This window comes from Rhodoferax sp. OV413, from assembly GCF_945881795.1.
Taxonomy (GTDB): domain Bacteria; phylum Pseudomonadota; class Gammaproteobacteria; order Burkholderiales; family Burkholderiaceae_C; genus Allorhodoferax.
In genome coordinates, this window is sequence record NZ_CAMCVG010000016.1 from 19691 (window position 1) to 33334 (window position 13644).

14 protein-coding genes and 1 tRNA gene are annotated in these 13644 nt (G+C 62.4%); 9 read left to right on the forward strand and 6 right to left on the reverse strand.

From position 1 onward, the window contains the following. Window positions 1–247 precede the first annotated feature (247 nt). The 3 genes from rpmG to trxB all read right to left on the reverse strand — a co-directional run bounded on the left by rpmG (window position 248) and on the right by trxB (window position 1803). Window positions 248–418, reverse strand: a complete 171-nt coding sequence (gene rpmG, locus Q0O05_RS03745) for a 50S ribosomal protein L33 (RefSeq protein ID WP_293660554.1) — start codon at window positions 416–418, stop codon at window positions 248–250. A 13-nt stretch (window positions 419–431) separates the two neighbouring features. Then, on the reverse strand, window positions 432–665 hold the full coding sequence (gene rpmB / locus Q0O05_RS03750) for a 50S ribosomal protein L28 (protein ID WP_293660555.1): 234 nt from the start codon (window positions 663–665) through the stop codon (window positions 432–434). Window positions 666–852: 187 nt separating this feature from the next. Next, window positions 853–1803: a thioredoxin-disulfide reductase gene (gene trxB / locus Q0O05_RS03755; RefSeq protein ID WP_293660556.1), complete on the reverse strand. Its 951-nt coding sequence runs from the start codon at window positions 1801–1803 to the stop codon at window positions 853–855. A gap of 145 nt (window positions 1804–1948) precedes the next feature. Here trxB and Q0O05_RS03760 point away from each other — a divergent pair, with 145 nt between their 5' ends. The 7 genes from Q0O05_RS03760 (at window position 1949) to Q0O05_RS03790 (ending at window position 9967) form a co-directional block, all read left to right on the forward strand. Further along, window positions 1949–4279, forward strand: coding sequence for a DNA translocase FtsK (locus Q0O05_RS03760; protein WP_293660557.1), 2331 nt, complete (start codon window positions 1949–1951; stop codon window positions 4277–4279). Between the two features lie 7 nt (window positions 4280–4286). Further along, window positions 4287–4916 carry an outer membrane lipoprotein chaperone LolA gene (lolA, locus tag Q0O05_RS03765; RefSeq protein WP_293660558.1) on the forward strand — a complete coding sequence of 210 codons (630 nt, stop codon included), beginning with the start codon at window positions 4287–4289 and terminating at the stop codon, window positions 4914–4916. A gap of 53 nt (window positions 4917–4969) precedes the next feature. Continuing rightward, on the forward strand, window positions 4970–6259 hold the full coding sequence (locus tag Q0O05_RS03770; protein WP_293660559.1) for a replication-associated recombination protein A: 1290 nt from the start codon (window positions 4970–4972) through the stop codon (window positions 6257–6259). A 152-nt stretch (window positions 6260–6411) separates the two neighbouring features. Beyond that, window positions 6412–7341: a branched-chain amino acid ABC transporter permease gene (locus Q0O05_RS03775; protein ID WP_293660560.1), complete on the forward strand. Its 930-nt coding sequence runs from the start codon at window positions 6412–6414 to the stop codon at window positions 7339–7341. Between the two features lie 13 nt (window positions 7342–7354). After that, on the forward strand, window positions 7355–8452 hold the full coding sequence (locus Q0O05_RS03780; protein ID WP_293660561.1) for an ABC transporter ATP-binding protein: 1098 nt from the start codon (window positions 7355–7357) through the stop codon (window positions 8450–8452). Window positions 8453–8466: 14 nt separating this feature from the next. Continuing rightward, on the forward strand, window positions 8467–9237 hold the full coding sequence (locus tag Q0O05_RS03785; RefSeq protein ID WP_293660562.1) for an ABC transporter ATP-binding protein: 771 nt from the start codon (window positions 8467–8469) through the stop codon (window positions 9235–9237). Window positions 9238–9247: 10 nt separating this feature from the next. After that, window positions 9248–9967: an ABC transporter ATP-binding protein gene (locus Q0O05_RS03790; protein ID WP_293660563.1), complete on the forward strand. Its 720-nt coding sequence runs from the start codon at window positions 9248–9250 to the stop codon at window positions 9965–9967. Between the two features lie 38 nt (window positions 9968–10005). Here the strand turns inward: Q0O05_RS03790 and Q0O05_RS03795 are convergent, their stop codons facing one another. Then, entirely contained in the window at window positions 10006–11058 is a 1053-nt protein-coding gene (locus tag Q0O05_RS03795) for a CDP-6-deoxy-delta-3,4-glucoseen reductase (RefSeq protein ID WP_293660564.1), read from the reverse strand. Window positions 11059–11099: 41 nt separating this feature from the next. On the opposite strand from Q0O05_RS03795, the gene Q0O05_RS03800 reads away from it, so the two are divergent. After that, entirely contained in the window at window positions 11100–12014 is a 915-nt protein-coding gene (locus Q0O05_RS03800) for an SDR family oxidoreductase (protein WP_293660565.1), read from the forward strand. 82 nt (window positions 12015–12096) lie between these two features. After that, complete coding sequence (locus Q0O05_RS03805) at window positions 12097–12960, forward strand: ChaN family lipoprotein (protein WP_293660566.1); 864 nt, start codon at window positions 12097–12099, stop codon at window positions 12958–12960. 16 nt (window positions 12961–12976) lie between these two features. On the opposite strand, the gene Q0O05_RS03810 is transcribed toward Q0O05_RS03805, so the two are convergent. Further along, window positions 12977–13387: a thiol-disulfide oxidoreductase DCC family protein gene (locus Q0O05_RS03810; protein WP_293660567.1), complete on the reverse strand. Its 411-nt coding sequence runs from the start codon at window positions 13385–13387 to the stop codon at window positions 12977–12979. Between the two features lie 164 nt (window positions 13388–13551). Beyond that, a tRNA-Leu gene (locus Q0O05_RS03815) sits at window positions 13552–13636 on the reverse strand. Window positions 13637–13644 lie beyond the last annotated feature (8 nt).

Genomic DNA, 13644 nt, shown 5'->3' on the forward strand with positions numbered 1-13644 from the left:
CCGCCTTGTGCGGGCTTTTTTGTTACCGGGACTCTTGTTGCCGGTGCATTTTTGAATGTGAAAGTAGATATCTCGCGGAAGAAGAGGTAGTGAGGCTGGCGGTTTTGCGCAGGTAAAGGAGGAGCCCGAAGGGCGGGGGACACGGAGCAAAACCGCCGGCCTCGCTGCCTCTGGGTCGGCCGCAGGGGAATCGACGGGCACAAAAAAGCCCGCACAAGGCGGGCTCTTCGGAGGGGCCAAGCGTGAATTACTTCAGCTTGATTTCCTTGTAGTCGACGTGCTTGCGAGCAACGGGATCAAATTTCTTGATCAGCATTTTCTCGGGAGTCGTCTTCTTGTTTTTGTCGGTCGTGTAGAAGTGACCGGTGCCGGCTGTGGATTCCAGCTTGATTTTTTCGCGTCCGCCTTTGGTTGCCATGGTGCTTTACTCCTTAAGCTTGACCGCGTGCGCGCAGATCGGCGAGCACAGAATCGATACCGTTTTTGTCGATCAAACGCAGGCCGGCGTTTGAAATACGCAGGCGAATCCAGCGGTTTTCAGACTCGACCCAGAAACGGCGGTATTGCAGGTTCGGCAGGAACCGGCGCTTGGTTTTGTTGTTGGCGTGGGAAACATTGTTCCCGACCATGGGGCCTTTGCCCGTGACTTCACATACGCGTGCCATGTGGACACTCCGATCAAAACGGCCGCTGCAAAAGTGCCCCGGCCTCACCTCGCCATGAAAAAGGGTGGCGGTAACCCCCCGCAGGTTGCCCCCGCGGAACTTGCCGAACCCCTTGTGTGAAGGGCGGCCCCTCACGGGGCGAATTCAGCAAAGCCTAAAATTATAGCGACTCCGCGACCGGCCAGGTTTATTCCTGCTCGAGGAAGCGCTGAGCGTCGAGCGCGGCCATGCAGCCGGTGCCCGCGCTGGTGATGGCTTGGCGGTACACGTGGTCTTGCACATCGCCGGCCGCAAAAACGCCAGGTACGCTGGTCTGGGTGGCAAAGCCCTTGAGCCCGCTCTGGGTGACGATATAGCCGTTCTCCAGAGTCAGCTGGCCTTGGAAGATGTCGGTGTTGGGCGCGTGGCCGATGGCAATGAAGCAGCCCTTGAGGGTGATGTCCTCGGTAGCGCCGTCGTGCACGCTCTTGAGGCGGATGCCGGTCACGCCCGAGGCATCGCCCAGAACTTCTTCCAGCGTCTTGAAAGTCTTGAGTTCAATCTTGCCGGCGGCGACTTTTTCCATCAGCTTGTCCACCAGAATCGGCTCGGCTTTGAACTTGTCGCGGCGGTGCACCAGATACACCTTGCTGGCGATGTTGGAGAGGTAGAGCGCCTCTTCGACCGCGGTGTTTCCGCCGCCCACCACGCAGCACAACTCGTTGCGGTAGAAAAAGCCATCGCAGGTGGCGCAGCCGGATACGCCGCGACCCATGAAGGCGGATTCCGAGGGCAGCCCAAGGTACTTGGCGGATGCGCCGGTGGCAATGATGAGCGAATCGCAGGTGTATGCGCCGGAGTCGCCGTGCAGGGTAAACGGCCTCTGGCTCAGGTCGACTTTGTTGATGTGGTCAAAGATGATTTCGGTCTTGAAACGCTCGGCGTGCTCCTGAAAGCGCTGCATCAGCTCGGGGCCTTGCACGCCATGCACGTCGGCGGGCCAGTTGTCGACCTCGGTGGTGGTCATGAGCTGGCCGCCTTGGGCGATGCCGGTGACCAGCACCGGGTTGAGGTTGGCGCGTGCAGCGTAGACGGCAGCGGTGTAGCCGGCGGGGCCGGAGCCGAGGATCAAGACTTTGGCGTGTTTGGTGGTGGACATGGTGTAACCTTCTTCGAGAAAATCGTGTCCCGAGCCGTGTACAGTCCGGCCGGGTGGCTCGCTGATTGTATGGAGCAGCCCATGAGCGGGCAGGAGTCCCGTTTGATGGCAATATGGACTATCCCGGTTTGGCGCCTGCCTTGACATGACTTATTCCATCCACGCACTCCATTCCCCCACCCGCAAAAAGCCGCCCGAACCCGCACCGGGCTGGAGCCGCTTCACCAATGAAATGGCGCTGGTGGCAGGCTTTGTGTTGCTCGCGCTGTGGTTGCTCGCGCTCATCACGTATTCGTCGCAGGACGCCGCATGGTCCACCTCCGGCTCGGGCGCGCCCACCCGCAATCTGGTGGGGCGTTTGGGCGCTTTGTGCTCGGACCTGGGTTATTTTGTTTTTGGCTTTTCGGTGTGGTGGTGTGTGGCCGCGGGGGTTCGGGTATGGCTGTCTTTGCTGGCGGAGCGCTTGCGGGGTGAGGAGGACTCTGCGCAGGCCGAGGCCTGGAGCCCGCCCCACCGGCGCTGGATGTTCTGGGCCGGTCTCGTGCTGCTGCTGTGTGCCAGCACCTCGTTGGAATGGGCGCGCCTCTACCGCCTGGAATTGATGTTGCCCGGCGCCAGTGGCGGCGCTTTGGGCCAGTTGCTGGGGCCCTGGAGCGTGCGCTGGATGGGCTTTGCCGGCTCGGGGCTGGTGGCGATTGTGGTGGGCCTGATTGGCGTTTCGTGGGTGTTTCAATTCTCCTGGCCCCGCGTGGCAGAGCGACTGGGCGCATTTTTGTATTCGCTGGTGGAGTCGCGCCGCGAGAAGAAAGAAGAGGCCCAGGACCGTGAGCTCGGCCAGAAGGCCATGCGCGAGCGGGAAGAGGTCTTCCTCGAGGAGCAGGAGGAAGCCATCATCCACCCCCACCCGGCGCCTGTGGTGATTGAGCCGGTGCTGGTGGAGTTGCCACCGAGTGCGCGGGTTGCCAAAGAGCGCCAGAAGCCGCTGTTCAGCGACCTGCCCGACAGCAAGCTGCCGCAGGTGGCCCTGCTCGACGAGCCGCAGCTGCGCCAGGAAACAGTGGGTCAGGAGACGCTGGAGATGACCAGCCGCATGATCGAGAAAAAGCTCAAGGACTTCGGAGTGGAGGTGAGGGTGGTGCTGGCCCAGCCCGGGCCGGTGATTACCCGCTACGAAATTGAGCCCGCCACCGGCGTCAAGGGCTCGCAGATTGTGGGCTTGGCCAAGGACCTCGCGCGCAGCCTGAGCCTGGTGTCCATACGCGTGGTGGAGACGATTCCGGGCAAGAACTACATGGCGCTCGAGTTGCCCAACGCGAAGCGCCAGAGCATCCGCCTCTCCGAGATTTTGGGCTCGCAGGTGTACAACGAGGCCAAGTCCATGCTGACCATGGGCCTGGGCAAGGACATCGTGGGCAACCCCATCGTTGCCGACCTGGCCAAGATGCCGCACGTGCTGGTGGCCGGCACCACCGGCTCGGGCAAGTCGGTCGGTATCAACGCCATGATTTTGAGCCTGCTCTACAAGGCCGAGGCCCGCGACGTGCGTCTGCTGATGATCGACCCCAAGATGCTGGAAATGTCGGTTTACGAGGGCATTCCGCATTTGCTCGCGCCGGTGGTCACTGACATGAAGCAGGCCGCCCATGGCCTGAACTGGTGCGTGGCCGAAATGGAGAAGCGCTACAAGCTGATGAGCAAAATGGGGGTGCGCAATCTGGCCGGCTTCAACACCAAGATCGACGACGCCAAGGCCCGCGGTGAATTTATCTACAACCCCTTCAGCCTCACGCCCGAGAGCCCCGAGCCGCTGCAACGCCTGCCGCATATCGTGGTGGTCATTGACGAGCTGGCCGACTTGATGATGGTGGTGGGCAAGAAGATCGAGGAGCTGATTGCCCGCCTGGCGCAAAAGGCGCGGGCTGCCGGTATTCACCTGATTTTGGCAACCCAGCGGCCCAGCGTGGACGTGATTACCGGCCTGATCAAGGCCAACATCCCGACCCGCATTGCCTTCTCGGTCGGATCCAAGATCGACAGCCGCACCATCCTCGACCAGATGGGCGCAGAAGCGCTACTGGGCATGGGCGACATGCTCTACATGGCCAGCGGAACCGGATTCCCGGTGCGGGTGCATGGCGCGTTTGTGAGTGACGATGAGGTGCACCGCGTGGTGAGCTACCTCAAGGCCCAAGGCGCGCCGGATTACATCGACGGCGTGCTCGAAGGCGGCACGGTAGACGGAGAAGACGGCGCCGGCGGCGAAGACGGCGGCGGCGAAAAAGATCCGATGTACGACCAGGCGGTGGAAGTGGTGCTCAAGAACCGCAAGGCCAGCATCTCGCTGGTGCAGCGCCACCTCAAGATCGGCTACAACCGCGCCGCGCGGCTGGTGGAAGACATGGAGAAGGCCGGTCTGGTGAGCGCCATGAGCGGCAGCGGGCAGCGCGATATTCTGGTTCCGGCCCGCAATGAATAGGACAACCATGAAGCAATTTGCTGCGTTTTTGATAGCTGCTAGCGCAATATCGGCGTGCGCTGGCGGCATGAATGACCTTGAAAACTTCGTCAAGAACGTCAAATCAGGCCGGGCCGAATTCACCCAGACCGTGACTGCGCCGCCCAAGGCGGGGCAGATGGCGCGCACCCGTGTATCCACCGGCACCTTCGAGTTTTTGCGGCCCGGGCGCTTCAAGTTCAGCTACAAAAAGCCTTTTGAGCAAACCATCGTCGCCGACGGCCAGACCCTGTGGCTCTACGACGTGGACCTCAACCAGGTTACTGCCCGCAAGCAAGCGCAGGCGCTGGGCGCCACCCCCGCGGCGCTGATTGCCGCCGCCGTGGACATCAAGGCCCTGCAGGCGGACTTTCAGCTGGCCGATGCGCCGGACAAAGACGGCTTGCAATGGGTGCAAGGCACCCCCAAGGCCAAAGACAGCCAGTTGCAGCAGGTGCGGGTGGGTTTCAGGCAGGGCGAGTTGGCAGCGCTGGAGATGGTGGACAGCTTCGGCCAGCGCTCGGTGCTCAGCTTCAGCAACCTGCAGACCCAGGCGCCGCTGGATGCGTCGGTCTTCCAGTTCAAGCCGCCGGCCGGTGCCGATCTGGTGCAGCAGTAGGGCGCCCTTCAGCCTTGGCCCCAGCCTCCGTGCCACCGTCCCCGCGACCTCCCGTGTCACACCCCAAACACCAGCCGCTGGCCGAGCTGCTGCGCCCCACGACACTGGGCGAAGTCATTGGCCAGCAACACCTGCTGGGCGAAGGCATGGCGCTGCGCCTGGCGTTTGAGTCCGGCCAGCCGCATAGCTGCATCCTGTGGGGCCCGCCCGGCGTGGGAAAGACCACGATTGCGCGCCTGATGGCGCACGCGTTCGATGCGCAGTTCATCACCATCAGCGCGGTGCTGGGCGGCATTAAGGAAATCCGCGAGGCGGTAGAGCTGGCGCTGCAGGCGCGCGACAGCCTGGAGCAGCGCCGAACCATGGTGTTTGTGGACGAGGTGCACCGGTTTAATAAAAGCCAGCAGGATGCTTTTTTGCCGCATGTGGAGAGTGGGCTGTTCACCTTCATTGGCGCTACCACCGAGAACCCGTCCTTCGAAGTCAACTCGGCGCTGCTCTCGCGCGCTGCGGTCTATGTGCTGCAGCCGCTGGATGCCGAGAGTTTGGGGCACATTGTGGCCCGCGCGCAGGCGCAGTCTGCGCTGCCAGCTATCGAAACTGTAGCAATTAACCGCTTGATTGAATACGCCGATGGCGACGCCCGCCGCCTGCTCAACACGCTGGAGACGCTGGCCGTGGCCGCTCGGCAGGAGCAGGTGGCCGAGGTCTCGGACGCCTGGCTGCTCAAGGTGCTGGGCGAGCGCATGCGGCGCTACGACAAGGGCGGCGAGCAGTTCTACGACACCATCTCCGCCCTGCACAAAAGCGTGCGCGGCTCCGACCCCGACGCTGCCCTCTACTGGTTCGCCCGCATGCTCGACGGCGGCGCCGACCCGCGCTACATGGCCCGCCGCTTCATCCGCATGGCGGCCGAAGACATTGGCCTGGCTGACCCCCGCGCGCTGCGCTTGGCGCTGGATGCGTCAGAAGTTTATGAACGGCTGGGCAGCCCAGAGGGCGAGCTGGCGCTGGCCGAGTGCGTGGTCTATCTCGCTGTGGCCCCCAAGAGCAACGCGGTCTACAAGGCGTTCAACGAGGTCAAGGCATTCGTCAAGAAAGACGGCACCCGCCCGGTACCCATGCATTTGCGCAACGCGCCCACCGCGCTGATGAAGGCGCTCGACTACGGCAAGGGCTACCGCTACGCCCACGACGAGGACGACGCATTCGCCGCCGGCGAGCACTACCTGCCCGAGGGCATGCCGCGCACCGCCTTTTACCGGCCGGTCGAGCGCGGGCTGGAAATCCGCATCGCCGAAAAACTCCGTAATTTGCAGGAACGCAATCAGCGTAAAGACTGATGCCCGGCACCCCCGGACATGGCTAGAATCGCCCACTTGCTCAAGGCCTGCGACGCCGGTGAACCTGGTGTGGCAGGCTTATTGCTTTGAATGGTCTGACACCACAGTGTTAACGGCCATGGTCGTTCTCACACAAGAACAACGGAGTTTTTATGGACATATTGATACAGCAGATCATCAACGGTCTGGTGTTGGGCAGCATGTATGCGCTCATCGCACTGGGCTACACCATGGTGTACGGCATCATCAACCTGATCAACTTTGCCCACGGCGAGGTGGTGATGGTGGGGGCGCTGACCAGCTGGTCCATCATCGGCTTGATGAAAGACTCCATGCCCGGCACCCCGGGCTTTGTGATTCTCTTGATCGCTTTGGTCATTGCCTGTGTGGTTGCGGCCGCGCTCAACTTTGTGATTGAAAAAGTGGCTTACCGCCCGCTGCGTAACAGCCCCAAGCTGGCCCCGCTGATCACGGCCATCGGCATGTCCATCCTGCTGCAGACGCTGGCCATGATCATCTGGAAGCCCAACTACAAGTCCTACCCCTCGCTGCTGCCGGGCAACCCGATCGAGCTGGGCGGCGCGGTGATTACGCCCACGCAGCTGATGATTCTGGGGGTCACTGCGGTGTCGCTGGCTTTGCTGATGTGGTTGGTGAATTACACCCGGCTGGGCCGCGCCATGCGCGCCACCGCCGAGAACCCGCGTGTGGCCGCCCTCATGGGCGTGAAGCCCGATGTGGTGATTTCGGCGACCTTCATCATCGGCGCGGTGCTGGCCGCCATTGCCGGCGTGATGTACGCCTCCAACTACGGCACGGCGCACCATGCCATGGGCTTCCTGCCGGGCCTCAAGGCCTTTACAGCGGCGGTGTTCGGTGGCATTGGAAATTTGGCCGGTGCGGTGGTGGGCGCTCTGTTGCTGGGCCTGATCGAGGCCATCGGGGCCGGCTACATCGGCGCCCTGACCGGCGGCGTGCTGGGTAGCAACTACTCCGACATCTTTGCCTTCATCGTGCTCATCATCGTGCTGACCCTGCGCCCCTCGGGCCTGCTGGGCGAGCGTGTGGCCGACCGCGCGTGAGGAGAAACCTGTCATGAACTCTCAGATGAACCCCCAAAAGCGCTTTCTGGTGATGATGCTGGCCGCTGCCGGCTTGCTCATCCTCCCCTTCGTGTTGCAGGGCTTTGGCAACGCCTGGGTGCGTATTGCCGACATGGCGCTGCTGTTTGTGCTGTTGTCTCTCGGGCTGAACATCGTGGTGGGCTATGCCGGCCTGCTCGACCTGGGCTATGTGGCGTTTTTCGCTATCGGTGCCTATATGTACGGGCTGATGTCCTCGCCCCATCTGGTGGAAACCTTTGCCTTTATCGCCGCCATGTTCCCCAACGGCATGCACACCCCGCTGTGGTTGGTCATTCCGCTTGCGGCGGCGCTGGCAGGTGTGTTTGGCGTGTTGCTGGGCGCGCCCACCTTGCGTTTGCGGGGCGACTACCTCGCCATCGTGACTTTAGGTTTCGGCGAAATCATCCGCGTGTTCATGAACAACCTGGATCACCCTTACAACATCACCAACGGCCCCAAAGGCATCAACCAGATTGATTCGCTGCACTTTTTTGGCATCGATCTGGGTAAGCGGCTCTTCGTCGGCGGGGTGGAAGTGGCCTCGGTCACCTTGTATTACTACCTGTTCCTAGCGCTGGTGGTGGTGAGCGTGATCATTTGCCACCGGCTCGAGGTGTCCCGCGTCGGCCGGGCCTGGATGGCCATCCGCGAAGACGAAATCGCCGCCAAGGCCATGGGCATCAACACCCGCAACATGAAGCTGCTGGCCTTCGGCATGGGTGCCACCTTCGGCGGCGTGTCGGGCGCGATGTTTGCCTCGTTCCAGGGCTTTATTTCGCCCGAGTCCTTCAGCCTGATGGAGTCGGTGATGATTGTGGCCATGGTGGTGCTTGGCGGCGTGGGGCACTTGCCCGGCGTCATTCTCGGGGCGGTGCTGCTGGCGGCCTTGCCCGAGGTGCTGCGCTACGTGGCCGGCCCCTTGCAAACCCTGACCGATGGCCGGCTCGACGCCTCCATCCTGCGCCAGCTGCTGATTGCGCTGGCCATGATCAGCGTGATGCTGTTGCGCCCGCGCGGCTTGTGGCCTTCGCCCGAGCACGGCAAGTCGCTTCAAAACGCCAAGAGCTGAGCCGGGAGACACTGATGACAGAAACCGTATTGAACGTCTCCGGCGTCTCCAAGCGATTCGGCGGCCTGCAGGCCCTGAGCGGAGTGGGCATCAAGATCGAGCGCGGCCAGATCTACGGCCTCATCGGCCCCAACGGTGCCGGTAAGACCACCTTCTTCAACGTGCTCACCGGCCTTTACACGCCTGACAGCGGCAGCTTCGAGCTGGCCGGCAAGCCTTATCAGCCCACCGCGGTACATACCGTGGCCAAGGCCGGCATTGCCCGCACCTTTCAGAACATCCGCCTGTTTGCCGAGATGACCGCGCTGGAAAACGTGATGGTGGGCCGCCACATCCGCACCCATTCGGGCTTGTTAGGTGCCGTGTTCCGCACCGCGTCTTTCAAGGCCGAAGAGGCCGCCATCGCCCAGCGCGCGCAGGAGCTGCTGGACTATGTGGGCATCGGCAAATTTGCCGACTACAAGGCCCGCACGCTCAGTTACGGCGACCAGCGCCGCCTTGAGATTGCCCGCGCGCTGGCCACCGACCCCCAGCTCATCGCGCTCGACGAACCGGCCGCCGGCATGAACGCCACCGAGAAGGTCATGCTGCGCGAGCTCATCGACCGAATCCGCAAGGACAACCGCACCATCCTGCTGATTGAGCACGATGTGAAGCTGGTCATGGGCCTGTGCGACCGGGTGACCGTGCTCGACTACGGCAAGCAAATCGCCGAGGGCACGCCCGCCGAAGTGCAAAAGAACGACAAAGTGATTGAGGCCTATCTGGGCACGAGCGGCCACTAAGGATGTACGAATGACTACCCAGACTCTGCTCAAAATTAAAGGCCTGCAGGTGGCCTACGGCGGCATTCAGGCCGTCAAGGGCGTGGACTTCGAGGTGCGCGAGGGGGAGCTGGTCTCCCTGATCGGCTCCAACGGCGCCGGCAAGACCACCACCATGAAGGCCATCACCGGCAGCCTGCCGATTCATGCCGGCGACATTGAATACCTCGGTAAAAGCATTCAGGGCCAAGGCCCCTGGGACCTGGTCCAGCAAGGCCTGGCCATGGTGCCCGAGGGCCGCGGCGTCTTCACCCGCATGACGATCACCGAGAACCTGCTGATGGGTGCCTACATCCGCAGCGACAAGGACGGCATCGCGGCCGACATCGAAAAGATGTTCAGCATCTTCCCCCGCCTGCGTGAACGAAAAGACCAACTCGCCGGCACCATGTCCGGCGGCGAACAGCAAATGCTGGCCATGGGCCGCGCCTTGATGAGCCGGCCCCGCGTTTTGCTGCTCGATGAGCCGTCCATGGGCCTGTCCCCCATCATGGTGGACAAGATTTTTGAGGTGGTGAGGGACGTTTTTGCCCAAGGCGTCACTGTGCTGCTGGTGGAGCAGAACGCCAGCCGTGCCCTGGCGATTGCCAACCGTGGCTATGTGATGGAATCCGGTCTCATCACCATGACGGGCAATGCCACCGACATGCTGAGCGACCCCAAGGTGCGGGCCGCTTATCTGGGCGAATAAGGCCCCGCTGCCGCATAGGTTCAGGCGGCGGCTTAGCCTTAAGCAGTCGCGGCTTTGTCGGCCTCTGAGGTAAAGGCGTCGGCAAAAAATTCATCCGCCGGCAGGCCGGCCATGGCTGCAAAGTCCCGCTTGGCCGAATCCACCACCACCGGCGCCCCGCAGGCATAGACCTGGTATCCGCTCAGGTCGGGCCAGTCGGCCAGCACCGCGCGGTGAACAAATCCGGTGCGCCCCGTCCAAGCGTCTTCGGGCAGCGCGTCAGACACCACCGGCACATAGCTCAGATGGGGCATGCGGGTCTGGAGTTCGCGCACCCAAGCGTCCATGTACAAATCCGCCGGCCGGCGCCCACCCCAGTAAAGGGTTGCGGGGCGTTCTATGCCCTGCGCCAGCATGTGTTCCAAGATCGCCTTGATGGGTGCAAAGCCGGTGCCGGAGGCCAGCAGAACGATGGGCTTTTTGCTGTCTTCCCGCAGGTAAAACGAGCCCTGCGGCCCCTCCATGCGGAGGATTTCTTTTTCTTTCATCGCGCCGAACACGTGGTCGGTGAACTTGCCACCGGGCATGTGGCGGATGTGCAGTTCCAGGCTGCTGCCCTGCGGCGCATTGGCCATGGAGTAGCTTCGGCGTGCGCCATCGCGCAGCAGGAAATCGATGTACTGGCCGGCGCGGTACTGAAAGCTGTCGTTGGCGGGCAGCTGCAAGTTCAGCACCATCACGTCCTCCGAGGCCTTGTGCATCGTGGTCACCCGGGTCGGCACCTTCTTAATAGGCAGCGCACCTTCGGCCGCGACCTGGCGGGACTCCAGCACTACATCCGCGGTCGCCGTAGCACAGCAGGTCAGCACCAGGCCCTGGGCTTCCTCGTCCGCGCTGAGCGCCTTGCTCTGGTGGGTGCCGTGGACGACGCTGCCCGAGACCATCTTGCATTTGCAGGAGCCGCAGGCTCCGTCCTTGCAGCCGTAGGGCAGGCCCACGCCCTGGCGAATGCCGGCGGCCAGCAGGGTCTCGTCGCTCTGAGCGCTAAAGCTGCGCCCGCTGGGCTGCACGATGACAGAAAAAGTGCGGCTTGCGCCAACGGGTTCGCTCATCTTCGGTATCCTAGGTGGCTGGTGTGTAGAGAGTGTCGATTTTGCCTTCAAACCAATCCCCCCTTGGCGCCTTGCCTTCGCGCTTTCGCCGTCAGCGCATTCTTGTCATCGGTTGTGGTGATGTGGCCCTGCGGGTGGTGCGTCAAGCCACCGCCGGCGTGCGCTGGCTGGCGCTCACCTCCAGCCCCGAGCGGCTCGGGCCGCTGCGCGCTGCCGGCATTACGCCGCTCGTTGGTAACCTCGACCAGTCGGCCGGTTTGCGGCGACTGGCCGGCCTGGGGCACAGGCTCTTGTACTTAGCACCCCCTCCCACCGATGGCCGGACCGACCCGCGCGCGTCCTCGCTAGCCCGCGCTTTGCGTCGGCGCAGCGGCCTGCAATCGGCGGTGTACGGTTCCACCACCGGGGTGTATGGCGACTGCGGTGGCGATTGGGTTGATGAACGCAGACCCGTGATGCCCCAGACCCCGCGCGCCCAGCGGCGCGTGTACGCCGAGGCGGTGATGCGCATTTGGGGCAAGGCCACCGGTACGCCGGTGTCAGTCTTGCGCATTCCCGGCATCTATGCGCCCGACCGCGAAGGCGGCACCCCCGAGGCCCGCCTGCAAAAAGGCACGCCAGTGCTGCGGCAAGAAGACGATGTGTACACCAACCATATCCACGCCGACGACCTGGCCCGTGCCTGCTGGCGCGCGCTTTGGAAAGCGCCCGCGCAGCGCGTGTTCAACATCAGCGACGACACCCAACTCAAAATGGGCGACTACTTTGACCTGGCCGCCGGCATCTACGGCCTGCCCAAGCCGCCGCGCATTGCTCGGGACAGCGCGGGCAGCGTGTTGCCGGTCATGTTGCTGAGCTTTATGAGCGAATCGCGCCGCATCGATAACTGCCGAATGAAGGCGGAGCTGGGTGTGCGGCTGCGCTTTCCTGATGTGGCTGACGGACTGCGGGGTTGAACACAACTAGCGGGGGCTTCTTCCGCCCGGCGCACTGCTACATTGGGCATAAGCACCGAAGCCCCTAACGATTGGATTCACCATGACGATGCACCTCAAAGCAGCACAGCCCTCTGGCAAGGTCCGGGGCCTGTTGACTCTGGTGCCTCTGGTGGCACTTTTTGCTTTTGGCAGTGCGGCAGCCCTCGCGAACAACACGATTTACCTGCTGGGTGAGGTACACGACAACCCGAAGGCGCATTCGCAGCGCCTGGAATTTATCGAAAAGCTGCTCTCACAGAGCTTTAAGCCGGTGATTGCCATGGAGCAGTTCGACCGGGAAAACCAGGCCTTACTCCAACAGGCAATGACTTCCTGTCAAGACGCGGATTGCGTGATTCAGAAGGCCGGCGGCAAGGGCTGGGAATGGGCGTACTACAAGCCGGTGATAGAGGCTGCGCTTAAGCGCCGGCTCACCATCGTCGCAGCCAACCTCTCAACCAACGACGCGATGAAGGTCGTCCGCAACGGCCTGGGCGCGGCCTTAAATCATGAAACCTTGCGCGAATTCAACCTGGACCTGCCGCCGGATGCCGGTCTTTTCCAAAAACAGAAGACTGCGATTGAAGTTGGTCACTGCAATATGTTGCCGGCATCAGTGGTGCAGGGCATGGTGAATGCGCAAGTAGCGCGTGATGTGTGGATGGCCAAAACAATCCGCGAGAACGCCTCCCATGGTTTGATTTTGTTGGCCGGAAACGGCCATGTTCGTAAGGACATCGGCGTGTACCACTGGCTCAATGGCGCCGAGCGCACGCGCACCGAAGTAATTGCCTACAGCGAAGACAAAAGCGACACAGTCAGTGAGCAAGGCGCAGGGGAATACGACCGTGTCGTTCGGGTTGAGCCCTTTGAGCGGGGCGATCCGTGTGAAGCATTCACCGGCAAGAGCAAGCTCCAGAACTGATTGCCGGTGCGACCTGCTAGGGGCGCTTGTTCAGCTCCGCACGCCGAGCCAACTGCTGCAAGCCGGGCCTGAGCTTCAAAAACCCCCGATACGCCAGTTCTAAAGCCGGAGTGACGCCTGGAAGCCTGGCAATCCGGCCCAACCACCGCCATCCCGGCATCACCAGCCAAAGCGCCACAAAAGCGGCGGCTCCACTGACCATACGCCCGTCCTGCAGCTGAACATGGAACCGCGCCATATACCGGGCTTGGTCCTGCGGGCTCAGGTCTGCGTGGTCTTTGCTGACATCCCGCCACGACACCGCTTGCAGCGGAGCAAGCGATTGGTACATGGCGATTTCTCTCCTGCACAAAGGGCAGGCCCCATCGAACATTACGGTGAGCGCCTCGCAGCCTGTTGCCTGCTGCTGGGTGGGTGTCTGGTTCATGAGCATTAGCCTTGGTAGCCCAGAACATGCTGGTGGGCGTTTGTAGCGCATCAGCGCTGCGCTTGCCCTTGTCGGGGAATTGGGCGTGAATCACATCGGCAATTCAGTACGCAAAAGAAAAAGGCCCCGCTGCAATTTCTATAGCAGCGGGGCCTTTACATGTGTGGTGCCCAGGGCCGGACTCGAACCGGCACGCCTTGCGGCGGGGGATTTTGAGTCCCCTGAGTCTACCAATTTCACCACCTGGGCAGGTCTCT

What these genes read in the sequence shown, in the direction of transcription:
- rpmB (WP_293660555.1), bottom strand. Translation starts at nt 665, where the DNA reads ATGGCACGCGTATGTGAAGTCACGGGCAAAGGCCCCATGGTCGGGAAC.
- Q0O05_RS03785 (WP_293660562.1), top strand. Translation starts at nt 8,467, where the DNA reads ATGACAGAAACCGTATTGAACGTCTCCGGCGTCTCCAAGCGATTCGGC.
- Q0O05_RS03775 (WP_293660560.1), top strand. Translation starts at nt 6,412, where the DNA reads ATGGACATATTGATACAGCAGATCATCAACGGTCTGGTGTTGGGCAGC.
- Q0O05_RS03805 (WP_293660566.1), top strand. Translation starts at nt 12,097, where the DNA reads ATGACGATGCACCTCAAAGCAGCACAGCCCTCTGGCAAGGTCCGGGGC.
- Q0O05_RS03780 (WP_293660561.1), top strand. Translation starts at nt 7,355, where the DNA reads ATGAACTCTCAGATGAACCCCCAAAAGCGCTTTCTGGTGATGATGCTG.
- Q0O05_RS03760 (WP_293660557.1), top strand. Translation starts at nt 1,949, where the DNA reads ATGACTTATTCCATCCACGCACTCCATTCCCCCACCCGCAAAAAGCCG.
- Q0O05_RS03810 (WP_293660567.1), bottom strand. Translation starts at nt 13,387, where the DNA reads ATGAACCAGACACCCACCCAGCAGCAGGCAACAGGCTGCGAGGCGCTC.
- Q0O05_RS03790 (WP_293660563.1), top strand. Translation starts at nt 9,248, where the DNA reads ATGACTACCCAGACTCTGCTCAAAATTAAAGGCCTGCAGGTGGCCTAC.
- lolA (WP_293660558.1), top strand. Translation starts at nt 4,287, where the DNA reads ATGAAGCAATTTGCTGCGTTTTTGATAGCTGCTAGCGCAATATCGGCG.
- trxB (WP_293660556.1), bottom strand. Translation starts at nt 1,803, where the DNA reads ATGTCCACCACCAAACACGCCAAAGTCTTGATCCTCGGCTCCGGCCCC.
- Q0O05_RS03795 (WP_293660564.1), bottom strand. Translation starts at nt 11,058, where the DNA reads ATGAGCGAACCCGTTGGCGCAAGCCGCACTTTTTCTGTCATCGTGCAG.
- rpmG (WP_293660554.1), bottom strand. Translation starts at nt 418, where the DNA reads ATGGCAACCAAAGGCGGACGCGAAAAAATCAAGCTGGAATCCACAGCC.